Annotated in this window: 22 protein-coding genes; 6 read left to right on the top strand and 16 right to left on the bottom strand. The window is 67.5% G+C overall.

Annotation, left to right across the window (positions count from 1 at the left end; all coding sequences use genetic code 11):
- Positions 1-357: 357 nt before the first annotated feature.
- On the top strand, positions 358-1,152 hold the full coding sequence (locus BKA00_RS14510; protein WP_185025396.1) for a hypothetical protein: 795 nt from the start codon (positions 358-360) through the stop codon (positions 1,150-1,152).
- Positions 1,139-1,435, top strand: a complete 297-nt coding sequence (locus BKA00_RS14505) for a hypothetical protein (RefSeq protein ID WP_185025395.1) — start codon at positions 1,139-1,141, stop codon at positions 1,433-1,435. Before BKA00_RS14510 ends, BKA00_RS14505 begins: the two co-directional genes overlap by 14 nt.
- Positions 1,436-1,656: 221 nt before the next feature.
- Here BKA00_RS14505 and BKA00_RS14500 read toward each other — a convergent pair whose 3' ends face one another.
- The 5 genes from BKA00_RS14500 to BKA00_RS14480 form a co-directional block, all read right to left on the bottom strand.
- Positions 1,657-2,178 carry a hypothetical protein gene (locus BKA00_RS14500; RefSeq protein ID WP_185025394.1) on the bottom strand — a complete coding sequence of 174 codons (522 nt, stop codon included), beginning with the start codon at positions 2,176-2,178 and terminating at the stop codon, positions 1,657-1,659.
- 14 nt (positions 2,179-2,192) lie between these two features.
- The gene (locus BKA00_RS14495) at positions 2,193-2,753 is read right to left on the bottom strand and encodes a hypothetical protein (RefSeq protein WP_185025393.1); all 561 of its coding nucleotides are present in this window, start codon (positions 2,751-2,753) and stop codon (positions 2,193-2,195) included.
- A 75-nt stretch (positions 2,754-2,828) separates the two neighbouring features.
- Positions 2,829-3,362, bottom strand: a complete 534-nt coding sequence (locus BKA00_RS14490) for a pentapeptide repeat-containing protein (protein ID WP_185025392.1) — start codon at positions 3,360-3,362, stop codon at positions 2,829-2,831.
- A gap of 370 nt (positions 3,363-3,732) precedes the next feature.
- The gene (locus BKA00_RS14485) at positions 3,733-4,080 is read right to left on the bottom strand and encodes a hypothetical protein (protein WP_185025391.1); all 348 of its coding nucleotides are present in this window, start codon (positions 4,078-4,080) and stop codon (positions 3,733-3,735) included.
- Positions 4,081-4,213: 133 nt separating this feature from the next.
- Positions 4,214-4,597, bottom strand: a complete 384-nt coding sequence (locus BKA00_RS14480; RefSeq protein WP_338072199.1) for a S24 family peptidase — start codon at positions 4,595-4,597, stop codon at positions 4,214-4,216.
- 191 nt (positions 4,598-4,788) lie between these two features.
- On the opposite strand from BKA00_RS14480, the gene BKA00_RS14475 reads away from it, so the two are divergent.
- Both BKA00_RS14475 and BKA00_RS14470 read left to right on the top strand, forming a co-directional pair.
- A complete protein-coding gene (locus BKA00_RS14475; RefSeq protein WP_185025389.1) occupies positions 4,789-5,439 on the top strand; it encodes an NUDIX domain-containing protein in 651 nt (216 codons plus the stop codon).
- Between the two features lie 368 nt (positions 5,440-5,807).
- On the top strand, positions 5,808-6,140 hold the full coding sequence (locus BKA00_RS14470) for a 3'-5' exonuclease (RefSeq protein ID WP_185025388.1): 333 nt from the start codon (positions 5,808-5,810) through the stop codon (positions 6,138-6,140).
- Positions 6,141-6,156: 16 nt separating this feature from the next.
- Here the strand turns inward: BKA00_RS14470 and BKA00_RS38910 are convergent, their stop codons facing one another.
- From BKA00_RS38910 to BKA00_RS14430, 8 genes are all read right to left on the bottom strand, one after another.
- Positions 6,157-6,639: a GtrA family protein gene (locus tag BKA00_RS38910; protein WP_230299086.1), complete on the bottom strand. Its 483-nt coding sequence runs from the start codon at positions 6,637-6,639 to the stop codon at positions 6,157-6,159.
- 356 nt (positions 6,640-6,995) lie between these two features.
- Entirely contained in the window at positions 6,996-9,440 is a 2,445-nt protein-coding gene (locus BKA00_RS14460; protein WP_185025386.1) for a P-loop NTPase family protein, read from the bottom strand.
- 663 nt (positions 9,441-10,103) lie between these two features.
- Positions 10,104-10,298, bottom strand: coding sequence for a DUF397 domain-containing protein (locus BKA00_RS14455; RefSeq protein WP_185025385.1), 195 nt, complete (start codon positions 10,296-10,298; stop codon positions 10,104-10,106).
- Complete coding sequence (locus tag BKA00_RS14450) at positions 10,295-11,176, bottom strand: helix-turn-helix domain-containing protein (RefSeq protein WP_185025384.1); 882 nt, start codon at positions 11,174-11,176, stop codon at positions 10,295-10,297. The genes BKA00_RS14455 and BKA00_RS14450 overlap by 4 nt, the downstream gene beginning before the upstream one ends.
- Positions 11,177-11,621: 445 nt before the next feature.
- Positions 11,622-13,313 (bottom strand): hypothetical protein, encoded by a 1,692-nt coding sequence (locus tag BKA00_RS14445; protein WP_185025383.1) that lies wholly within the window; start codon positions 13,311-13,313, stop codon positions 11,622-11,624.
- 247 nt (positions 13,314-13,560) lie between these two features.
- Positions 13,561-14,058 (bottom strand): hypothetical protein, encoded by a 498-nt coding sequence (locus tag BKA00_RS14440; protein ID WP_185025382.1) that lies wholly within the window; start codon positions 14,056-14,058, stop codon positions 13,561-13,563.
- Positions 14,058-14,504 (bottom strand): hypothetical protein, encoded by a 447-nt coding sequence (locus BKA00_RS14435; RefSeq protein WP_185025381.1) that lies wholly within the window; start codon positions 14,502-14,504, stop codon positions 14,058-14,060. Before BKA00_RS14435 ends, BKA00_RS14440 begins: the two co-directional genes overlap by 1 nt.
- Positions 14,491-16,329, bottom strand: a complete 1,839-nt coding sequence (locus BKA00_RS14430; protein WP_185025380.1) for a hypothetical protein — start codon at positions 16,327-16,329, stop codon at positions 14,491-14,493. The genes BKA00_RS14435 and BKA00_RS14430 overlap by 14 nt, the downstream gene beginning before the upstream one ends.
- Positions 16,330-17,157: 828 nt before the next feature.
- Here BKA00_RS14430 and BKA00_RS14425 point away from each other — a divergent pair.
- Together BKA00_RS14425 and BKA00_RS14420 are read left to right on the top strand one after the other, a co-directional pair.
- A complete protein-coding gene (locus tag BKA00_RS14425; RefSeq protein WP_185025379.1) occupies positions 17,158-17,583 on the top strand; it encodes an ATP-binding protein in 426 nt (141 codons plus the stop codon).
- Positions 17,580-18,146 (top strand): hypothetical protein, encoded by a 567-nt coding sequence (locus tag BKA00_RS14420; RefSeq protein ID WP_185025378.1) that lies wholly within the window; start codon positions 17,580-17,582, stop codon positions 18,144-18,146. Before BKA00_RS14425 ends, BKA00_RS14420 begins: the two co-directional genes overlap by 4 nt.
- A gap of 510 nt (positions 18,147-18,656) precedes the next feature.
- On the opposite strand, the gene BKA00_RS14415 is transcribed toward BKA00_RS14420, so the two are convergent.
- From BKA00_RS14415 to BKA00_RS14405, 3 genes are read right to left on the bottom strand one after another with little or no spacing between them, the layout of a single operon-like run.
- On the bottom strand, positions 18,657-19,127 hold the full coding sequence (locus tag BKA00_RS14415; RefSeq protein ID WP_185025377.1) for a hypothetical protein: 471 nt from the start codon (positions 19,125-19,127) through the stop codon (positions 18,657-18,659).
- Positions 19,117-19,572, bottom strand: a complete 456-nt coding sequence (locus BKA00_RS14410) for a hypothetical protein (RefSeq protein ID WP_185025376.1) — start codon at positions 19,570-19,572, stop codon at positions 19,117-19,119. The genes BKA00_RS14415 and BKA00_RS14410 overlap by 11 nt, the downstream gene beginning before the upstream one ends.
- Positions 19,556-21,394 (bottom strand): hypothetical protein, encoded by a 1,839-nt coding sequence (locus tag BKA00_RS14405; protein ID WP_185025375.1) that lies wholly within the window; start codon positions 21,392-21,394, stop codon positions 19,556-19,558. Before BKA00_RS14405 ends, BKA00_RS14410 begins: the two co-directional genes overlap by 17 nt.
- Positions 21,395-21,465: the final 71 nt, after the last annotated feature.

Raw genomic sequence — 21,465 nt, 5'->3', positions numbered from 1 at the left:
GCCCCCGCAAGACCGTTCGGTTCCCCAGGGGCAACCTGGACGCGGTGGAGCGGGTGGCCGCCGCGCTCAACTCTCGCACCGGCGGGGCCGCGCATGGCGAACGTCCGTCCACGGGCCTGCACGCCCATGACGGGGCCGGGCCACGATGTCACCTGTCACGGAGACCGTCCCCAAGCCCGCCGCTCGATGTCACCGAAGCGGCAATCTCGATCTGCGCGCAGGCGAGGACGGCTCGGCTCCTCCGCCGCCGGAGGGGAGTGACAGAGGCCGCCGCCCACGCGGCGCCAGACGAGGCGAATCCGGGGCGGGAGCGTCCGATTGCCGGGCATCCGGCACCACGGCAGGAGGGAATCTCGCATGTTCGAGATCCCTGGTGACCAGCTGTCCGCGACCACCGGCCGGCAGGCCAAGACCCGTGCGGCCCGGATCTCCTGGCTGCACTACCTGAGCGCCTGGGGGCGCGGCCTCGACCTGGGCGACTACGCTCGGGCGCGGCAGACCGCCACCCACAAGGAGGTCCTTGAGGCCGAGGGTGTCGGGGTCTTCGACCTCGACCACTACAGTGCGGCGCGGGAGGCCGGTGCCGACCACGCCGAGGCCCTGGCGGCTCAGGAACTGGGCATCCGCCTCGCGGCCTATGCCGACGCTCGTGGAGTCGGTGCCGACCACGCGCAGGTCGTGGAAGCCCACAACGAGGGCGTCGATCTCCGTGACTATGCCAAGGCGCGGGGACACGTGACCTCCTCCTCGTGGCTGACCGCCCGGCCTGTGCCGGAGCCCGATGCCACTCACTCGGAGGTCATGGAGGCCCACGCCATGGGCATCCGCACGGCGTCCTACGCCACGGCGCGGCGGGAGCACGGCGCGTCGCACGGGGTCGCGCTGACCGGCCACGCTCACGGCATCGACGTGGCCGCCTGCGCCGCGGCCCTGGACCGCGGCGCGTCTCACGCCCAGATCCTGGCCGTACTGGCCCGCGGCGTCGAGATCTTCGCATATGCCCGCGCGGTGGGTACCGAGGTCCCCCCACGCGCAGGTCCTGGACGCCCACGCTCACGGCATCGACGTCGATGCCTACGGCTATGCGCGGGCGGAGGGAGCCGCTCATGCGGACGTCCTCGACGCCCACGCCCGCGGTGTGGACGTCGGTGACTACGCCGAAACGGTGGCCCTGGCCACCCACGAGGAGATCCTGGATGTTCACGCTCACGGCATCGATCTGTCCGACTACGCCGACGTGCGCTGCGCGGACGTGTGCTCCGTGGGCGGTGTCGTCGAAGGTGAGGTGTCTCATGACGAGGCCATGGAGGTGTTCGCCAAGGGCATCGACCCCGAGGCGTACGTCACGCTGAGGGAAGATCGTCCTCACGCCACTCACGCGGAGGTCGTCCAAGAGCTGCTGAGCTCGGCCGACCGCGGAGACCTGGAGGTCTAGGGGATCCGCGTCGCGGCTTCGGCAGCGACTCGACCGCCCTCCCGGACACGGAGGGCGGGCACCACGGAACCGGTCCGCCCTAACGGGCGGGCCGGTTTCTGTCGCCCCTGCCCGGAGGACCATCCGGTCGACTCCTTGACCGCCGATTCCGACGCCGCCCGCACCCATTCACACACCCGAACAGCGGGAACAGCCCTCCGCTCCGGCGCCTGCCGTGGGCGTCACTTCTTGTAGGGGGCCACCTTCTCGCGGAGTTCCTGCATGGTGCCCTGGAGGAGCTGCCTGAGCCGGTCGCGGTCGGTGCCGTCGGCGTAGTCGTCGATGTCGATGAGCTGCTTCTTCGTCGCGGTGATCGAGTTGAGCTGGTGGTCCAGCTTGACGTCGCCGAACCACGGGCTGCGCAGCATGTTCGCCATGTCGGTGCGGAACATCGCCACCAGATCGTCGGGGTCGGCGATGTGGTTCTTGACCTCGGCGACGAACGTCAGCGTCGCCTTGCTGCCGAGGACGGCCTGCTGCAGCACGCCGTCCCCGGTCTTGCGGTCCAGCACGATCGTGAAGCTGTACAGGACCGCGTCGCCCACGGGCTTGAACCGCACGTACTGGAGGTCCCCGCCGGACTTGATCCCGATGACGGGACACCCCAGGTGCGCCATCGTGAACACCATCTCGCCGATGAGCGCCTCGTCCTTGCTCTCCCGCGCCTCGGCGTTGTTCTTGAACTTGTTGATCATCGAGAGCATGTCGGTCCTCCGGTTCAGGCGGCGATGCGGCCGTGCAGGTACTTCGCGCAGGCCTGGGTCACGGCCGCGATGTGCTCCTGGAGGACGGGGTACTTCACCGTGTAGTGGTCGGCGAAGTACTGGTCCAGGTCCAGCAGCAGGGGCACCTGCACGTAGACGTAGCCGGTGGCGAGATCCGCGTCGACGGTGAACACGCCGGGTTCCCCGACGTCCAGGAACCCGCTCTTCACCTCCGTCTTCAGCGCCTGCCACACCGTCCGCGCGTCCCGCACGTGCTCGCCGTAGGCGATCGTCACGGCCGCGTGCTGGCCGAGCGTCTTCGCGGCCATCACGGTGCCGGCCCGGTGCGTGAGCTGGAACATCAGCCGGTGTCCGCGCTCCCGGTGCTGGAACCGCAGGTAGTGGTGGCTGCCGTCGGAGTTCAGGTCGATGAGCGCGTTGCCCTGGGCGACCGCCGCGGTGATCACGGCACCGACGAGCAGATCGTCGGTCTCGCGGGTGTGGAGCTCCTCGGAGAAACGCTGCCAGCTGCGGTGCACCAACCGGCCGAAGACCTGGTCGAGCTGCTCGGTCACGGTCACTTCCGTCCAGTCGGGATCAGGAACGCAGGTGAGACTCCCCGGCCTCCCATCCGGTTTCACGATCGGCCGCTAACGCAGCACGACGAACCGTCCCGGCTCCACTTCCTGAGACCGCTCCCGGATCGTCTCGCTCTCTTCGCCCGGCCAGGTCGTCGCCGCCGACCACGCCGCACCGACCACGTCCGCTCCGCCGAGGGCGGCGCCCGTCAGGTCCGCACCGGACAGATCGGCCCCGGTCAGGCCCGCCTCACGCAGGACGGCATAGGTGAGGTCCGCGCCGTGGAGGTTGGCGCGGACGAGGCCCGCGCCGGTGAGGGTCGCCCCGGTGAGCGTCGCGTTGGAGAGATCGGCGTCGATCAGGTCGGCGTTCGTCAGGTCCGCGCGGCTGAGGTCGGCGCGGGTCAGATCGGTCCCGTACAGGTTCGCCCCGATCAGCGTCGCGCCGTAGAGCGTCGCGCCGGCCAGCACCGCACCGTACAGCGAGGCGTGCCGGAGATTCGCCTCGGTCAGGTTCGCACGACTCAGGTTGGCGTAGGGCAGGTTCGCGCCGACCAGGGAAGCGCGGGTCAGATCGGCCTTGGTCATGTCCGCCCGAGCCGACATCGGCTGGAATCTCCCCGGGCCCTGCTGTGGAATCTGCGGGGGCGGGTTCTGGGCCTGCCCCGGAAACGTGTACCCCGGATCCAGGCTCGGCGAAGGTCGGGCAGGCACCGGAGGGTAGGGCACCGGCCCGGCCCGGGACGGACCGAATGGCCAGCCTGGCCCGCGCGGCCCCTGCGGACTGGGGCGCGGCGGCTGAGGCAGGGGCGTCCGCGGCCGGTCTCCACCCTGGGCGAACCCCACGGTCATGCTGTCGGCGGGGACGGATCGCGCGCCGGCGGCGACCAGGACCCGAGCCCATCGGGACGGCAAGGTCAGATGGAGCCACGACCGGGTGGGACGGGCGGCGGCGACCAGGCGGCCGAGCGTGCCGTCAGCGTCCACCACTGCCCTCACCTCCCTCCGCAGGCACCGGTGCGGGCGAGTCGGTCTTCCGTTCGGTGATCGACACTCCGGCCAGCGCGCCGCGGATCGTGGCGGGTGCGCCCACCCCCATGATGAACGCCGGCCAGGCGCCGCTCATCGAGTCATGGGTGGCGGCGGCGACGAGCGCGCCGAGAGCCAGCCCGCATCCGAAGACGAACAGCCGCGGCCACGCCTGCTCGGGATGGCCGTGCCACGGCCAGGTGAACCCGGCCGAGGTGATCGCCGTCATCAGCGACACGAGCCCGGCCGCCAGGCCGCCCGCCAACCCCCATCCCGCGGCCTCCCAGATCTCCATAGTAAGAATGTAGAGGCGAAAGCCCGTCCTGTTACGTGATCATGTACTTTTCCCGGAGACGGCGCGACGCCGCAATTCTCGTGTGGATGATTACTGACCGGCCCGGCGCGAGCGTCACGGCCCGGCGCGGGGCTCACTGATCATTGGATGGGGCCCGGTCGGACGCCTGTGGGTTCGGCTCGTGGGCCACGGACTTCGCCATGGCGCCCGGCCGATGATCGCCCTTGACGGCGACGCAGATGCCGAAGACCCGTTCGCGTCCCGTCCAGCCGTTGACCCGGCCGCGGTTGTTGCTGATCTGAACACGGCCCCTCGCCGGATCGAGGGCCGAGACGAGGTGCAGGTAGACCGTCCCGGCCACGCGGGCGAGCACGATGTCACCGACCTCCAGTCTCGCCGGATCGACCGGCGCGACGGTGACCAGATCCCCGCTCCGGATCAGCGGGACCATCGAGGACCCTGAGGGCCGGAAATCCACGGTCGCGCCCTCGGCGACCCGGGCGGCGATCATCTCCATCTTCCCCACATGAACAGCATGCGGACCTTCGCACCCGCCTGTCCATCGACTTTCCTTCCACGTCCGGGCCGTGAGATCGGGGTGAGTCGACGCGCAGAACTTGCGACTGCCCGGAGTCTCCGGACTGTATCGGCGGGGGAGTGTGAAAGAGCCCCCACCGATCGAGCGGAACAAACTAGGAGAGAACAAACATGCGTGAGCACACAGACCCGAAAGTGCTGACGGCTGCCTGGGCGGATCCCGAGACGGACCCGACCAGGATCAACTGGCCGGCTCGGCAGCGCCTGGCCCTGATCCCCTTCGAGGTGGTCGACGGCCGTCCGGTCAACCCGTGCGAGGAGACGCCCATCCAGCGTGGTCGCAACCTGCTGGGCGGCTGGGCCGAGAACCGCACCTCGGACGCGCTCGCCTCGGTTCGGGACGAATTCGGCAACCGCTGGATCGTCCTGGTCGAGCGGAACCGCGGTCGCGGCTGGGGCCTCCCCGGCGGTTTCCAGGACCCGGGTGAGACCTCCGTGGTGGCGGCGTGCCGCGAGCTGCGAGAGGAAGCGAGCCTGGACCTGCGGCGCCTGGTCTGGTACGCGACCAAGCCGCGTTACGTGCCCAGCAAGCGCTCGTCCGACGAGGCCTGGATCGTCACCGTGCCGTGCACGGTGGACCTGGGAACGCTGAACCGGCGCGACTTCCCGAGGGTGCTCCCGAAGGACGACGCGAACAAGGCGGCCTGGGTGCGTGCCAACACGTTCCAGGAACTGACCGCCGATCTGAAGGACGTCCACGGAGGTGAGGTGACCTCCAAGAACCACGTCGGCATGCTCACCGACTGGTTCGCGGCGGCCTGACGACCGTGATCGAGTAGGAGGGACGGCTCACCGGCCCTCCTGACAACACCGTCCGGCTTCCAACGGGTCGCCGGCTGACCGAAGCACAACTCAGGGCCCGGCGTACACCGCCGGGCCCTGATCTTCGGACGGTGGGAAACCGCCCTCCGCCCCGCCGAGCGGGTGCGAAGCGGTCAGAGGCTCGGTGGCCGGCGCTGCCACACCACCGCCATGCCCGCCTTGGGCAGGATCCAGTCGTCCACGCTGACGCTGATGACCCGCGTGCGATCGAGCGCCGGGGTGTAGCTGATGGAGGCGGGACGGGTGGCGCCGAAATAGTCCAGCGCGGGCCGGCTCCGTCAGTCGCGGTCTGCGTCCCCGAACGAGCCATGGTCGCTGATGTCGAGGCCCGGCTCGCCCGCGCGGGCATCCCCGCCGCCTCCATCGGCCCCGGCGGCCCGCGCCTCGACGACGTCGTCCATGTCGGCACCATGCACCGCTTCAAGGGCCTGGAATACCAGCACATGATCATCGCGGGCGTCTCCGGCGACCTCGTCCCCCCGTCCTACCTGCGCAAGTGGGAGCACTCCGACCCGGCCCGCCACCGCCGCGAACTTCAGCGCGCCCGTGCCCTGCTCTTCGTCGCGGCGACCCGCGCCCGCGACACCCTGCTCATCACCTGGCACGGCACCCCCAGCCCCTTCCTCAGCGACCCCCGCTGAGCCGGCGCGCGCTACATCAGGAGGGCCGCGGGGTCTCCAGGGCCTCCACCGGGAGCGGGGGAGCGTCCGCCTCCGCCGTGGCATCGGCCGGAGCAGCGTGCCGGCGGGGGTGGAACACCCAGCCGCTCAAGAGCACGAAGCGCACCACGGTGGCCACCGCGTAGGAGATCAGCATCGCCGCGACCTCCACGGCGCGGGGGGCGGACGGCGCGAGGAGATGCACCAGTCCGAGCCCGGCGCTGCTGAGCCCCAGTCCGATCAGGAAGACGACGCCGCCTTCGAGCTGGTGCCGCAGCGCCCCCTCCGACCCGACGACCCCGAACGTGTAGCGGCGGTTCGCCGCCGTGTTCGCGACAGTGGTGACCACCAGCGAGAGCGCGTTGGCGGCCAGCGACGGCATCACGGTGCGGAACACGAGATAGAGCAGGAGCCATGCGACAGTGCACAGTGCGCCGATCACAGCGAACGCGGACAGGTGCCGCGCCAATCCCTTGAACAAGTTCCGCTCTCCGATTCTCTGCCGAGGCAGGCCGCCGCAGGGGGGCGCGGCGGCAGCACACCAGTGACGACCGTCCAGCCTCCCTGAACCGGCGCAAGCCATCAGACCGAACACAATAGAGAAGGTCGGCGGCAGGAGCATGCCTACCGCCACTCGCGGCGTCGTCCTCGGAGGCGGTACAGGCGGACGGGGGCCCGTCGCCGAGGCCGCCGCCGACTCGCCGCCGACTCGGCGCCGGAAGGCGGCCTCGCCCTCCGGCATGTCTCGCATCGAGTCCGCGCGCCACGGGCCTCGTCCTCACCGTCGAGGGGCGGAAGTCCGCTTAGCCTGCTTTCTTTCCGGCTTGCGTCATCCGCTCATTCCACGATGAAGTCGAGTTCCGCGGCTGTCTCCTCGAACGCCGCCAGCACCGCCCGCGAGAACCGGTTCTCGTAGGGCTCGTCGCGCAGTGCACGCGGAATCGCCCGCTCGTAGATGTCGCCGATGAGGATCTGCGCCCGCCGGAACGTCGAGCCCTTTCCGTGCTCCTCGTAGGCGCGCGTCCAGTCCGGTCGAGGATCTTCCGTGATCAGCCGGTCGACCAGTTTCCCGAGCCTCCTGCCGAGGGCGTTCGAGATGTCTCCGACGATGGCCTCCTGTTCGTCGCCGTCCGGCTCGGGACCGGTCCATCGAACCGGCTTCTGGAGCATCCGGAAGATCGCGTACTCCAGCGCCGTCCGCAGGCTCGTCGCGGGACGCAGATCCCTGTACTCGTCCGTGTGCCCCTCGGACAGGCGCCTGGTCAGCGCCTTGATGCTGGACCAGTGCCTCTTCGGCACCTCGGAGTCGAGGGAGACCCCGAGGGCGCCGCGCCACCGGATGTGGAAGGCCCGGACCGCCTCCAGGACCGCGTCCGTCAACTGCCCGCTTTTGTAGACGGGGCGCGCCGGCCCCGCCTCGACCGGGACCGCCTCCTCGGTGAGCGCTGCAAGGAGCCCGTTGAGCTGCCGCATCGTGCGGAGCGACGCCTTCGGCCTGACCGGATCAACCCTTTCGGGATCGAGCACCCGGTCGATCCCGCCGACGAAGAAACGCGCCTCGTCCAAGCGGCGGCGCAGAGTCCGCTCGGCCAGTCCGAGTTCTTCACGGACCTCGCTCAGCACGTTCTCAGCCGATCCGAGGACGTGCCGTTCGCGGTCGGAGAACGAGCCGAGGTTGTCGCCTTTGACGAGGTCGAAGTGGGTGAACAGGAAGAACAGCTTCTCGCCGTTTCCCGTGGCGGCCGCCGTCCGCATCACCGCGACCGGAGCCGCCTGCATCGGCTGCTGGGCGTTGTCGACGAGCACGATGGCGTCGACCTCGTCCAGACGCTTGCGCAGGGGAGTGGAGACCTCGGCGATGGAACCGGGCGTGTGCCCCAGTCCCTCCCCGTCGATCAGGACGAGCCGCGCCTCATGCTCGGCCCACACCGGACGGAACGGCCCCGCCGTGCGGATGCCGTTCACCAAGGGGGTCAGGAGCCGGCCGAAGAACGCGGCCTGGTTGCTGGAGAACTTGGTGATGACGCGGAGGAACTCGGCACGGTCCGCGCACTCCCAGGACCAGGACGCCGGCCACCCGTCCGGATCGTGCCGCAGGTCGCCCTCCGCCAGCAGCGCGAAACGGTTCTCGACGGCGTGGAGGAACGCGTCGACGATCCGCTCGCAGATGTCGGAGCGCCGCACGCGCGTCTCGAGCTCGTCCTCGACGTACTCCTCGAAGGGGCGGTCGTCCTCCCCGGCCCCGGCCGCGTTCCGGATGTTCTCCAGCTGGGTCGTCACCACATGCTCGATGGCGCGGACCGCGTTCTGGACGAGCGCCGTCGTGCCCGGGTCGGTCGCGCGGGCCGCCGGCACGGACGCCTGGCCGTCGACCAACTCGTCGTCGTCCAGGTCGTCGTCGAGGTCCGGCCCGGCGCCGGGGAGGGCCGCGCGACCGAGCAGGTAGCTGAACCGGTAGCGCTGACTGACGTGGTCGAGCAGCCTGTTCTGGATCACCTCCTGGGAGCGGCCCTCGAACACCGCCCGAGCCGCCTCCCAGACGTTGTCGCGCAGGTGGTCGGCGATCTCGTCCCGCCCGGCGAACATGACGGCGGCACGGAACGGCCCCCCGCCCGTGAGGATGATCTCCGTGTCGGCCACGGTCGTCTTCGCGGTCGAGGTGGACGGGAACCGCTCGGTCTCCGGATCCGTGCCGAGCAACTGCCGGACCACCGTCGTCTTCCCCGCCCCGGTCGTGCCCAGCAGAAGCACATGCCGGTACCCCTCGGCGTGCCCGGGAAGTGGCAGCAATTCGTCGCGCACGGCCAGAAAGTCCCTTTGTGTGCCTCGTGTGACCTCGTCGCCGGTGATGGGCCGCTCCGTGAGCTGCCATTGCTGCTCGACCGCGTCCGCCAGGTCGGCGGGCATCCGCCAGTGACCGACGATGTGCGGGGCGGGCACGGGCTCGGCGAGCGGGACCGCGTCCGCCAGCTTCCAGTGGATGAGCCGCTTGTCAGCCCAGGGCCCGCAGTCGCACCCCCTTGCCTCGCACACGTCCACCAGCCGAGCCACGGCGACGATCGCGTTGCGCTCCCCGCAGTGGGCGTCGAGGCTCTCCGGTGAGCGGCCGGTCAACCGATTGGTCAACCGCTTCAGGTCGTCGTCCAAATAAGACCCCGCGCAGACGGCGATCCAGCCGCGCTGATCTGTACCGCTCTGGCGGTTGTAGACGGTCTGGTGGCCTTGGGAGATGGCCCACGCGGCGGGCTGAGGGACGGTCAGAGCCCAGGAGAGTTCCGCCAATTCACATCCTCCGGAAGGGGTCCCGAACCAGGACCAAGGAATGCCTGTGGCCCGTGGGACGCCCCGCCGCCGCCACCGGTTGCCCAGCAGCCGCCACATACAGGGAAACCTCGGGGGTATTCGTCCACCGGCGGGTCAGCGGCCACACGAGGGGAGGGCCGGACAACACAACCCGCGCAGTTCGCCACCCCGGCCCCGTCCCGAGAACCAACGCCGCAGAAACCCTTGCCCTACCCACGCCCCCGGGTGACCAGATTAAGAAAGGGCTCAGACCCCTTATCCGCCTACAGCGAAACCGCGTGGAGGCCTCGAAGCCACGACCCCAAGCGCCGACAACGTCTGGCGGTGCATGGTGAACTCCCAAGAGGCATTTTTGATGAGCGCACGCCACTCAACTGAGATGCGCCAGAGGCCTCTCTGAGAACTAACGACCTGCTTCGCGGTTTTTCGAGTAACGATCTCGACGGTACGCGGTGCCTGAAGGGGGGACCCTGGACGTCTATGGCACATCGGCGCGATCGATGGAGAAGGGGGCGCCTAAAGGATTCGTTCGGCCCAGTAGGAGGGCGAGCATCCCGGAGAGACAGAGCGTGCGCCCTGGCAGAACGCCATCGGTCCTGAGCCTGGCAGACTTGTCGCAAGGCCCATGGTGCCCGTGAGGGATCAGTGAGCCGCTGAACGGATACTACGAAGCAGAGTGCGCCACGCGTCCGCGGTGAACTCCAGGATCGGCCCGGTACCGTCCAGCTTGGTGTCCCGGACACCGATAGTGCCGTCAGCGGCGCGGCCGGCTTCGATGCATCCGCCATTGGGTTCGCTGTGACGTGACTTACGCCAGCCGTGGAAGCTCTTGGTCATGTCCTCGATCCTGTCTGGTCGGCGAGCCTGTTGGCTACCTGATCGAGGAAGGTCATGCTGTCCTGGCGGGACAGGGCAGCGGTGCGCACACGTTCGTAGAGCCCGGAGTAGCGAGCCACCTCTTCGCGCTGTGTCAGGACGAGATCGGTGGTGACGGTGTCGATCACTGCTACGGGTGAGTCGCCCGCCTCGGCGAATGTGTAGAGGTAGAAGGCCGACTTAGGGAGGAAGCCGCCGGGGAGGACGGCGTCGTGCCGGAGTACTCGAACGCTGATCCGCTCCGACTCGGCGACCACTCCGATCATGTGCCGTAACTGTGAGATCTTCGCCTGGGGCGGTACTGCCAGTCGGTGAATGACGCACTCGTCCAGGACGGTCTCGTAGGAAGGGCCGTCCGGCCGAAGCAGTTCGCTTTGCCGCCGCATGCGCGCTTCGGTCATCCGCTCGGGGATGTAGTCGAGCTTCCCCTGGCACTTGTCCAGGTCGACGAGCGCGGCGATGAACTCGGGAGCCTGTAGAACTGCCGGCATGACGGTCTGGTTGTACTCGCGGACAGTTTCGGAGTTGTATTCGAGGTCTGCATAAAGCTTCTGGCGGGGACCCATGGAGACCCCGTACCGATCCCACCAGCCCTTCTGCCCGGCCTCCCGGGCAAGCTGGCAGATCCGGTCGTACTGGGGACTGGTGACCTCCAGCGCATCGAGCAGGTTCATGATCTCGATGAGGTCGGGACGGATCTGGGCGTTCTCCAGGCGGGTGATCTTCGTCCGCGAGTGGAAGACGAGGCGGGCAAGACCATCCGTCGTAAGGCCGCGGCTCTCCCGGAGTTTGCGGATCTCGACCGCCAGCCGCCGGCGGCGGACGTAGGGGCTCGGCATGCTGTCCTCCCGATACTGTCTCGAACACGGTCCGTGCTGATCACTAACTCACTGCAATCGAACGTGCTCGGCAATAGTAAAGTCACGCCCCGCCAAAATCCCGCCACGCCGTCACAGGACCCAAAATCCGCACGTGCGAGAATCGTGCGTTGCGATCTCCGACAGTCCGGTGTGGTCGTCCAAGTGCCTAGTCGCAACCGCCCATATTCGCGCGTATCGGATACATGCGAATTATTTCTGTGATCGATCCGCCTCCTCCTCCAGCCACTTCCGGCGCCCCGTCGCGGTTGGAGACCACCATCAGCCCATGGAAGCCCTGCTGCCTGCGCTCATAACGGATTGATCGACTGGCTGACGTGAGCCGATGCGCAAGGAAGAAAGAGGTTCGAGGCATCCGCCGCGAGGCGTCACACGCCCTAAGGGCCGCTTGCCAAAGACAGAGCAATCAGTTGGTCGACTTGACCGGGAGGTGCGGGCCCAAGTAGCCGACGTAGATTTTTCCGGTGTTCTTGACGTCGTCGAAGTAGTGCATCCGGGGAGCCCTCATCCCGGCGCCCGCACCGAGCCGGACATGCGCCCACATGTAGACCTTGCCGGACGGTTCCACGTCTTTCGGCACAGGCAGCAGCCGGTGGCGGCTCATCTTCGGGTTGCTCCGCACGGTTGCCGACTCGTCCGGAGCGATCTTGCCCGGGCTGATGGCGCGCGCGCCTGGGGGCGGTTGCTTGCACCAGGTGGGAAAGCCTCCGTTGAAGCTGCCCTCGGAGCTGGCCTTTGCGTACGCGTCCATGGCGAGCAGGGCCTGCCACGCGGTCTGCGCCCACGATGAGGCGCTCGGCATCGTGTCCAGGTCCAGGGGATGGTCGATGTCGCCGGTGAACTCGATGCGTGCCAGTTCCTCGGTACGGTCCACGACCTCGGCGAACGAGGTGGGCAGGATCGTCTGCTCATCTGGCTGGGCGGTGGCGTCGGAGGTGCGCCCTGCCTGGACAAGACGCCGCTCCAGCGCACGGACCCGATCCTCGAGGTACTCGGCGCGCTGGTTGACGGCGTCGAACTCGATGCTGAGGGCGGCCAGGTCCTCATTGCGCTGGGCCAGGCGCTGCTCGGTCTGTTCGGCCTCCGCGACCAGTTCCAGCGCCGCGTCCAGATTGTCCTTGATGCGGCCGACCTCTTTGGAGAGCGCCTCCGCCGCCTCCTGCACGTCCGGTAGCGGCACATCACCCGGCCGTCTCATGCCGGAGCGCTCGGCGAGAAGAGCTCGGCTGAGGCCGGTGAGAGGACGAGGAAGTAGCGCCTCTGCGCTCAGCCTCCGCGGAAGTCCCGAAAGCAGGGCTCCTGCTCGCAGGGTGCTGTCCTCGATGCGGGAGGCGGACAGCACCCTGTGCCGAAGTGCGTCTTGGTCGCTCGCCGGATCGACGACGGGCAGGTACGTGCGCACGGCTCCACCCCACACCCCGTGCGACTTTCCGACTTCGGCGACGAACTGATCTGTGGCTGGCGGATCGAGTAAGTACAGGCTCGCAAGGCCAGCAGCCTCTCTCATCGTCCCGTCAATGACGTCACGCCAGTCTTTGAAGTCACGCCGCGGATGCGCGCTCGCTACGATCGTCGGCATTCGGCGATCCGGGTCGCACAGGACGTCAATCAGGGCCTCGATGTCTGACGGTCTAACCAAGATCGGCCGTTCGCGCAGTTCGGCGAGAGAGTCGCGAGCATCGATCGTGGAGAGAAGGCCTCGGGCGAGCCGAGGTACGCCGGCTTTCCTGCCGTGCATGGAGTCCTGATCCTCGGCCCCGGCCTGGGGATTCGAGAACTCCACGTCCAGCCAGAACCAGCTGCGCCCCCGGCCAGACGTCCGTCCCGGGGCATGCACGGTCAGGGTCGACACCCACGAGCCGCCGTCCTTGGGCTCGCGGAGCTGCCACCGTTTCGTCTGCGTGCCATCCGCCGAGTTCCGTGCCAGGACGAGGAGCACCTCCCCGGCGGAGCCCACGCGGGCGCTTCCCTTGTCGAACGCCTCCCGATCCAGTCTCTTCTGGCCGAGCCATGAGCGCAGTTGCTGCTCCGCTGCGGCAAACGCCTCGTCAGCGGGCAGGTCGGTGTGAAAGACGGATCGATAACGCCCCGTGGCCACGTTCCCACATCCTTTGCTCTGAGCCTCACCGCTCATCGAGAACGGATGTGGGAGCGACGCGACGAGGCAGTGGAAGAAAAATGCCCATATTACGCCTGGCTCAGGGCGTAGAGCGGTGGCCGTTCCGTGCCAATTGCACGGCCGACCCAGCCGCGCCGCGTCCCGGGTCTGCCGCTCCTGTCATGAACGGAAGGGGACGGGGCCGGCGCGTGCGGGCGGCTGTCCGGTCAGACTCTGAGAGTGGTCATCAGGATGCCGAGGTGGAGGCTTCGGCCCGCCGGGCGGCGAGCCACTGCTCGGTGTAGGAGGTGACCTCGTCGATGAACTGCTCCAGCCCCGCACGATCGAGATCCATCTCGGCGACGAGGTAGAGCAGGATGAAGACCTGGGCATGCAGAGTGGCCGACACGTCGTCGGGGACGGTCTCCTTCAGCGGGGGCGCATCGACGGCACGGCGGACCATGTCCTCGGCGATGAGCGGATTGATCAGGTTCGCGTCCTCCCCGGCCGCGATCCGCACGTCGGCTACGAACCGGACAAGCTGACCCACGATGTAAGTCGGCGCGAACTTCCGACGCACCGCAACCTCGAACGCGCAGAAGAGCAGCGACATGTACCCGGCCGCCGTCTCATCGTCCACCTGCATCTCGTCCTGCAGAGGCACCCACGCCTCGGGCCCCTCCAACAGAAACGACCGCAACGCGAGAATGTTCGCCTCGCCGATACGAACTGCCGAATAATTCATTACTTGAGCAGCTCTTCGGCAAGCGAACGGGCGCTCTGCAAGAATGCGTCAAGTTCGGCCGACGTGAACTGTCTTTCGCCTACTATGGCCGCCACTATGACAATTTGGTGGCCAAGTTTAATGCCCGGTTCGACTTCGATCATCTCGCCTTTTCCGAGCAAGTCTCGTATCATGCTTTCCGCGAGACTGGTATTGATCAGATCTGCAGATTCGTCGCTTCTTTCTCGCATTTGTGCGACGAAGTCAATGATCTGGGCGTCGTCTGCAACTTCGCCGTCTTTTATGAAGTATTGCTCGGCGGCTTCAATAAAAGCTGCGGCGATGAGAGCAGGGTAAAACTCATTGGCCTCGTTGGAGTCGAGTTGCTCCATAAGCCTGAGATGCTCTGCTCGATTTCCTGTAAGCTGAGCCCGCAATACCGCGACCTGTTCGTCAGTGATCGGCATGTTCTCTCCTTCTTGAGTTCCTTGCGATATTGATTCCAAAGCGGACGATCTCTGTCAGAATGATCACCGTGCCGACGGCGCCGAGGACGGTATCTCCGGCCTTGATTTTCTCGTCAGGTGCCTTTATGTGGTCAGTGTTGAGGCGGGCTCCGCACGATTGCCCTGTCGGTTTTACTCGTTCCAGGGTCTTTTGGGCCGGTGCGGAGAATTTGTCCACAAATTCTTTCGTGTCGTCTGATCTGTCGACGAATTTTTTGAGTTCGCCGCGAAGTCGAGATAGTTTATCGGGTTTTCTTTCCTGGTAATCGCGAGAGGCGCGGTCGTCTTCCGGGCGGCGGAGTTCGCCGCGGCCTGGGGTCTCGGTATCGGCGTCCGGGTGCTCTGGTGGGAGCGGCCTTCCGTCGCGGTCGAGGGTGATCGTGACGCGACCGGAAAATCGACTTGGTTCTACGTCCGTCGATTCCTCTTGGTGAGGCGCTAGCTCTGTGCCGGATCCATCTCTTTCGCCGGAAAGTTCGGCCTCGTTATCGGGTGGGTCGGTTTCGTCGGTGGGCTCGATGGACTGCGGGTCTTCGGCATTTCTACCATGGCCGTCGCTCTGTTCACCGGGAGCTTCCGGGGGCGCGACATTCTCGCCAGTCCCGTCGGGAGGGGGCGTGGTCTCGTCGACGGGTTTCGGGTTGTCTGTCTCGTCGCCCGTGGTTCCGTCGTCAGCCTTGGGCTCTGGGGGCTCGGTGCCCTGGTCCGTGGTTTCGGGGGCTTTGGGAGTTGCCTCGCGGCCAGGTTCGGGAGCGGCGGGGCCGGTTTCGGTGACGGGATCGGTGGGTTCGTCGACTTCTGAGCCCGGCGGCGTTCCGTCCTTATCGTCCCGAGGCTGATCGTCGGCGGGTGGTGAGCCGTCTGTGGGTGGATCGGCCGGCGGGTCGCCGCTGTCGTTGCCCGAGCCAGAGGAGTCCTGTGGGAGAGGGGGCTCCTGCTCCTGATCTTGCGGACGTGGTGTCTCTTGTGCGGGAGGCTCCGCCTCTACTCCGGGGGTCACAGGCGCTGGCTGGTCGCGACCGCTGGGCGCGTCGCTGCCACCGGCCGCGTTGCCACCGTTGGAAGTGTCGCCATCGCCGGGAGCGCCAGGCGGTGTGTCGGTGCCCTGGGGCTGTGCTTCGGGTCCGCGTCCGTCCGACCCCGCGTTCTCACTCTGCGGCGGAGCTCCGCTGTCACCACTTTCGCCGGTGGTTCTTTCTCCAGGGCCGTTGGTGGTCTGGGCGTCCTCGAATATGGCTCGCAGTTCTTCCGCGCCTTCCAACTGCCTCTCTCGGGCAGCGGCGAGGCTTGCCCTGCGGGACCCGGGTGGGAACTGAGATGCCTCGGACGGGCCGGTGCTCGGCTGCTCGGAGGACGCCGGGTCGTCGGGGGCACTGCCGTTGTCCTTGCCGCCGTTTTGCCCTTCTGCCTTACCAGGCTCGGGCTGATCGGTCTTGGACCCGCGGTCGTCGTTGCCCCGCTCGCCCTCGTCCTGCCGAGGGTTCTCGGCCTTGGGCTGTCCGGGCTTCTCCGCTTCCGGACCGCCGTCGCCGGTCTGGGCGGGGTCGGCGTCGTCGTGGTCGCGCCCTTCCCCCGCTGGGGAGCCGACTTCGGTCTTGCCGCTCTCTGGTTCCTTCTCGCTCTTCGGATCGGCTTCCGGAGGCGGGTCCCCAGGCGTACGCGGCTTCTCTCCGGCCGGGTCGGCAGAGGAGGAGTCGGTGGAGGATCCGTTGGGTGGCGTCCCGCGGTCGCCGCGCTGTTCGGTGCTGGCTTCCGGCCGACCTGGAACCGGCTGGCCCGCTGCCACATAGCTGTCTATACGGGGTGTTCCCGATGTGCTCGAAGCGTCGGCCGAGGGCTTGGCATCGGTGCGTGGCGGGGTGGGCTTGTCGGGAGTCTCGGGGCCTTTGCCCGGCCCGCCGGGGGGATTGTCCAAGCCCACGCTCGCAGCCCTTTCCATGGGGGGAGGACGAACCGGCCGATCGGACGGCTCTCCAGGCGTGTCCGTGACGTGCGGGGCCAACGCCGGATCACACCGGCACCTATGTAATCGTGCACGTGCGAACTTTGCACGTGCTGATATGTCACTGGCATCCCCCTGGCGCGCGTATCGCGCGACTGTATGTCGATTTGCCATTGGTTCGTCTACTTCTCCGGACCAGCTGGAACGATGCGGCATCACAGGGAGCGGCATTCGACTGATCCGGTGATGGGGCTTTCATGCCGTAATGGGGTGTCTGGTCGACTGCGGAGCCGTGCGGGACCCCGCTATGTCTCGGGAGGCTGCGGTGCTCACGGTGGACGGCTTTCGCGCCGCCCGGCGTTTCTGTCCGGCAGTGTTTGCCCGAGGATCGATTCGGCCGTCCAGGCAAGGCGGACGCAGGTGACGTGACCCTCGAAGAGGAAACCGTTTCCCTGCGGCCTCGCCCGCACGTGCGGGCTCATAGGCGCGTGAATTCCGCACGAGCGGAGATCGGACGTGCGGCCAGCACTTGTTCTAAATCCCTTGCTGGGGCAGAGAGCGCTCTGATCCTCCGTACGCAACTGGGAACCGAGTGTGACGATGTGTGTGCGGAACAAGGGGCAACCCGGTAGTTCCGCAACGTCCACGTCCACCGTGACCCGAGGTGCTCTGATGTCCCTGACGACGCTCCCACCGGTACAGCCGGCGCCGCTGTGCTGGCGGCGCTCCTTCCCGGGCGGTCCCGAACAGGCTCGCAACGCCCGCCGGTTCGTGGGTTGCCTGCTGGACGGCTGCCCTTTCCTCTACGACGCCCTGCTCGCCGCAGACGAACTCGTCGTCAACGCGCTGCGGCACACCAAGTCCGGCCAGGAGGGTGGCTCTTTCACCGTCCAGGTCGTGCGGGACGGCGGCCTGGTTGCGGTGTCGGTCACGGACCAGGGCGGCCCCGGCGAGCCCGCAGCGCTGGACGCCGCCGAGCTGGCCGAGTCCGGCCGAGGCCTGCGCACCATTTCGCTCACCGCCGCGAGTTGGGGATGGCACGGCAATGGCGAAGGCCGGACGGTCACCGCCGTGTTCGCAGGGGAGTGGGACGCGTGACCGAGCCCGCCTCCTGGACGCACGACCAAGTCCACCTGCGCGTCCACGCGGCGATGACCGCCGCGATGCGCGCCGACCCCCACTCCATCGACGCCGCCCTCGTCCAATCCGGAAGCCTCGACCCCGCCAGCAGGCAGTTCGTCGCCCACGCGCGGCGCCTCGTCCTCGCCTGCACTGCCGCGCTGACCTGCGTCCTCGCCTCCCATCGTCCCGGCGAAGGACCGCACGGCGAGTCGATCTGCCGTGGTTGCGGGACGCCCGAGTGCCGGACGCTGCGCGGCCTCGCGCACGTTCTCGCCGCCTACAGCGTCCGCCCGGCCCTGGTGGACCGGGCAGAAGCGTGGCGCCGCGCGGACGCGCACTTCTGGCGCAGTGGCCGGCCCGTTCCGCTGCTCATCGAGGACCTTCCGGACGGATTCGTCGCCCGCGCCGCCGACGGCCCCGGCGACGAGCCCGCACCCCTACTCATCATCGACCGCCACACAGGCGCCCTGAGCCGCTGGCCGTCCATGCCCATGGAAGTCCTCGCTTGCGAATACACCCGCTACCGAGCAGGCCTCTAACCGGCCCACGCACACGAGGCGCCATTCCACACTATTAACGGCCCTAAGCAGCGACCAGACGGATGCCAACTGAGGAAGGGCACCTGGGCCACTCGCCCGACGATCTCGCTAGCTTCCGCCGTTCGATCGAGACGTGTGCCTTGACCCTCATGCCTCATCGCGATCCGCCGGTGACCGACCTTGCGGAGGTAGTCATGCGCTCATCGGACACTCTCTCTGGTGGACGCTGCCGTGGAGAGGCAGCCCCGGCCCTCCGGCTCCCGCGTCCCCGAGCGACTACGCCGCCCACATGCCGCGGACAGGGTCGCCGAGCCGGGACGAGGCCCACCTGAGCTACGGCTCCAAGAAGGGCGAAAGGCTTCAGTCCAACGTGATTACCATCGGCACCACGGCGTCGCCGACCGGTTCATCGCCCTCCAAGCCGGAAGCCTCGTTGCCTGCCGAATTCCAGACCTAGCCTGCGAAAAGCTTTGTTGGGTCCGGACTCCAAACCTGCCGGGGGCTTCATGCTCAGGCAGCCGCCATGGCCGCCTCCGCGGCTTCGTTGATCAGTTCGTCTACCCCGGCGTCATCGAGGTCGGCCTCAGCGGTGAGAGCGACCAGCAGCATTTGCTGGATGCCGGCGACTTCTTCCTGGTTCGCGCTAGTGAGGGGAGGCTCGTTGAGCGAATGATCGCTGAGGAGAAAACGGATGACGTTCTCCGCGAGACGCGGATTGAGTTCGTCGGCCTGCTCATCGAGTTTGATGCGTAGGTCGGCGACGTACCTGATCACGTCCGTCCAGGACCAAGGTGGAGGGAAGCGTCTGCGGACCATCGTGCCGAGTGCGAAGGCGAACAGCGTCGGGTATCCCTGGGAGCTATCGCCTTCCCCCTGGATTTCGCTGGCGCACACCTCCCACTCTTCGTCAGCGCCGACTAGAAACGCGCGCAAGGCTCGCTTATGCAAGTCGGTAATCGCTGGCCCGGCCTCACTGATCATTGGCAATCCAGTGATCGGCGACCTGCCGCGCAGTTTGGATGAACGAGGTCAATTCCGCCTCGCCATACTGTTCGTCGGCGACCAGGCCGGCGAGCACGATGATCTGGGTCGGAAAGAGAATTCGCGCGTCAAAGTTGCTGATGTCGCCCTTTCCCAGATTGTGAAGAATTAGTTGTTCTGCGACGACGGGTTCAAGGTCCTTCGCTGCTTCTGCGCTTCTGGAACGCAACTCTGCGACATAATCAATTACCTCTCGCCTGTCTGCGATCTCGTCATCCTTGACGAAGCGGCGATCGACGGCGATGGCGGCGGCGGCGCCGACGAGTGCGGAATAGCCGTGCCCGACCTCTTCTGGATCGAGCTCTGCATAAAGTCGCTTGTATTCGTCCATCCGTCCTGCAAGCTGGGCCGTAAGGGTGGCCACTTGCTTATCGGTCACGCTCATTTCCATCTCCTCTTCTGGCAATCCTCGAGACAATCTGAGTTACTTTCCTTGTGGCCTCTACTGCCACCATGGCCAGGGCGGCCCCTGCCATGAACGAGTCGGGGGTCGCGCCCGGTGCATGTGGTTGGCTGTATGTAGGCCCGGTTCCGGTCTCGGCGTGCCCCGTCGGTGCTGGTGGACGCGGTCCCAGGTAACTTCCGACGCTATCATCGGCAAGCGTCCCGACGTCCTTCATGTCTTTTCCTCGGAACCACGCCCCTCGTCGGAACCTATCTATCGGTGATTCGGGATCTGTTTCGGATTTCTTCCTTCTGTCCGGGGCTTTGGCTGCCACGCCCGGCTCGGGGTTAGCGCCAGTCGGGTCGAGTTCATCTTGCGTCGGGGATCGTCGAATCTCAGGTGCCCTGATCAGCCATCGTGGAAGTTCGGTGTTGAGATCATCGTCTTCACGTGACCGACTGGAGTCGGAGCTTCTTCTTGCCTGGTCGAGTGTCTGCGTAGAATGCCCGTTCGGGTTGTATGCCCCTAGATAGGGATAAGTGTTGGGGCCGGTTTCGATGGCCTGCGGTTCCTCGGCGTTTTTATCATGGTCGCCGTCCCGCTCGCCGCCAGCCGGGTCGGCTTGGTCGTCATTGTCGCGGGGGTCTGGTTCCTCCGGTGCGTGTTGTGGCTCTGGTCCGTCCGGCGGTTGCTCACCTGAATTGGGCAGGGGTGGCGGGGCATCGCCGGGGGGTTGGTCGCCGGGGGTTCGGGGTCCGAGTTCGCCGTCGCCGGGCGGCGCTGCGGCCGGTTCTTCGACCGTTGGGTCGCCCGGTGCGCCCTCGTTTGGTTCGACGGGTTCTTCGGGGGTCCCTCCTGGCTGTTCAGGCTGAGCTGGGGGGTCGGTGTCGGCGGGCTTGTCTGCGGGCAGTGTCTGTTCGGAGGGCGGTGGGGTCTCCGGGGTCTGGGGGGCGGGGTCCGGCGCGTCCGTTTTCGGGGGGTCTTCCGGCTTCGGGTCGGTGGTCTCGGGTAGCTGTGAGCCGTTGTCCGTGCGGCCGGGGAACTCCCAGCCCGCCGCGATGAGAGTCGCGATGCGTGAAGGCTGGGTGCCGGAGCCTGGGTTGTCCGTATACGGCGTGCGTTCGAGCTGTCCAGGGTCGGCCTTGTCGGTAGTGTCGGTCTTGTCGCCGGTGTTCTCGGGTTGCGGCGCGACGGGCTTTCCGTCGCGCTCGCCGTCGGCCTCGTTGCCGCTCCCTGTTCCCTCGGCAGGCGGCTTGTCGGAGTCCACGGCGTGTGGTTCTGGGAGCGGTGTGTCCTGGTTCGCGGGCTCGGCAGGCTTCGGATCGCCGGTGTCGGTGGCCGGGCTGCCCTTCTCTGTGACGGCGGGAGCCTCCCCGCCGGGAGGCTGGTCGGTGGGGTCTGCCGACGGGGGGCTGTTGTCCTGAGGACGGGACGGGGGGCCTGCGTCGGTGTGTCCGGTGCTGCCGACGCCCTCGCCGTCCTGCTCGCGCGGTGGCTGAGGGGCGGTTTCGTCGGCGGGTTGGGTGCGGGGTGTCTCCTGCGTGCCGCCGGCGGGTCGCGGTTCGTCGGCTTCGGGCTTGCCGGTCTCCGTCTTCTCCTCTGTCTCCGGCTTGGCTTCGCCGGCTGGGTCGGCGGAGGAGTCGTCGGTGCCGGGTTCCTGCTGGTCGTCGAACTGCCAGCCGGCTGCTTTGAGGCTGTCCTTGCGGGGCGTCTTCCCGTCGGCTCCGGGAGGGGCGGGGGGTTCGTCCCCGGTTTTCGGCGGGGTGGGCTTGTCGGTGGGCTCGGGTCCTTCGCCTGGCCCACCGGGGTGATCCACGCCCACGCGCACAGCCTTTCCATAGGGGGAAGGCGAACCGCCATGGGGCAGAGGTCGGACGGCATCGCCGGGCGTGT

The sequence above is a fragment of the Actinomadura coerulea genome (assembly GCF_014208105.1).
In the GTDB taxonomy this organism is placed as follows: Bacteria; Actinomycetota; Actinomycetes; order Streptosporangiales; family Streptosporangiaceae; genus Spirillospora; species Spirillospora coerulea.
Note: the sequence above shows the minus strand (reverse complement) of the source record. Positions and strands in the feature narration are given on the sequence as shown.

What these genes read in the sequence shown, in the direction of transcription:
- BKA00_RS14510 (WP_185025396.1), top strand. Translation starts at nt 358, where the DNA reads ATGTTCGAGATCCCTGGTGACCAGCTGTCCGCGACCACCGGCCGGCAG.
- BKA00_RS14500 (WP_185025394.1), bottom strand. Translation starts at nt 2,178, where the DNA reads ATGCTCTCGATGATCAACAAGTTCAAGAACAACGCCGAGGCGCGGGAG.
- BKA00_RS14490 (WP_185025392.1), bottom strand. Translation starts at nt 3,362, where the DNA reads ATGTCGGCTCGGGCGGACATGACCAAGGCCGATCTGACCCGCGCTTCC.
- BKA00_RS14485 (WP_185025391.1), bottom strand. Translation starts at nt 4,080, where the DNA reads ATGGAGATCTGGGAGGCCGCGGGATGGGGGTTGGCGGGCGGCCTGGCG.
- BKA00_RS14480 (WP_338072199.1), bottom strand. Translation starts at nt 4,597, where the DNA reads ATGGAGATGATCGCCGCCCGGGTCGCCGAGGGCGCGACCGTGGATTTC.
- BKA00_RS14475 (WP_185025389.1), top strand. Translation starts at nt 4,789, where the DNA reads ATGCGTGAGCACACAGACCCGAAAGTGCTGACGGCTGCCTGGGCGGAT.
- BKA00_RS14470 (WP_185025388.1), top strand. Translation starts at nt 5,808, where the DNA reads ATGGTCGCTGATGTCGAGGCCCGGCTCGCCCGCGCGGGCATCCCCGCC.
- BKA00_RS14455 (WP_185025385.1), bottom strand. Translation starts at nt 10,298, where the DNA reads ATGACCAAGAGCTTCCACGGCTGGCGTAAGTCACGTCACAGCGAACCC.
- BKA00_RS14450 (WP_185025384.1), bottom strand. Translation starts at nt 11,176, where the DNA reads ATGCCGAGCCCCTACGTCCGCCGCCGGCGGCTGGCGGTCGAGATCCGC.
- BKA00_RS14440 (WP_185025382.1), bottom strand. Translation starts at nt 14,058, where the DNA reads ATGAATTATTCGGCAGTTCGTATCGGCGAGGCGAACATTCTCGCGTTG.
- BKA00_RS14435 (WP_185025381.1), bottom strand. Translation starts at nt 14,504, where the DNA reads ATGCCGATCACTGACGAACAGGTCGCGGTATTGCGGGCTCAGCTTACA.
- BKA00_RS14425 (WP_185025379.1), top strand. Translation starts at nt 17,158, where the DNA reads ATGTCCCTGACGACGCTCCCACCGGTACAGCCGGCGCCGCTGTGCTGG.
- BKA00_RS14415 (WP_185025377.1), bottom strand. Translation starts at nt 19,127, where the DNA reads ATGATCAGTGAGGCCGGGCCAGCGATTACCGACTTGCATAAGCGAGCC.
- BKA00_RS14410 (WP_185025376.1), bottom strand. Translation starts at nt 19,572, where the DNA reads ATGAGCGTGACCGATAAGCAAGTGGCCACCCTTACGGCCCAGCTTGCA.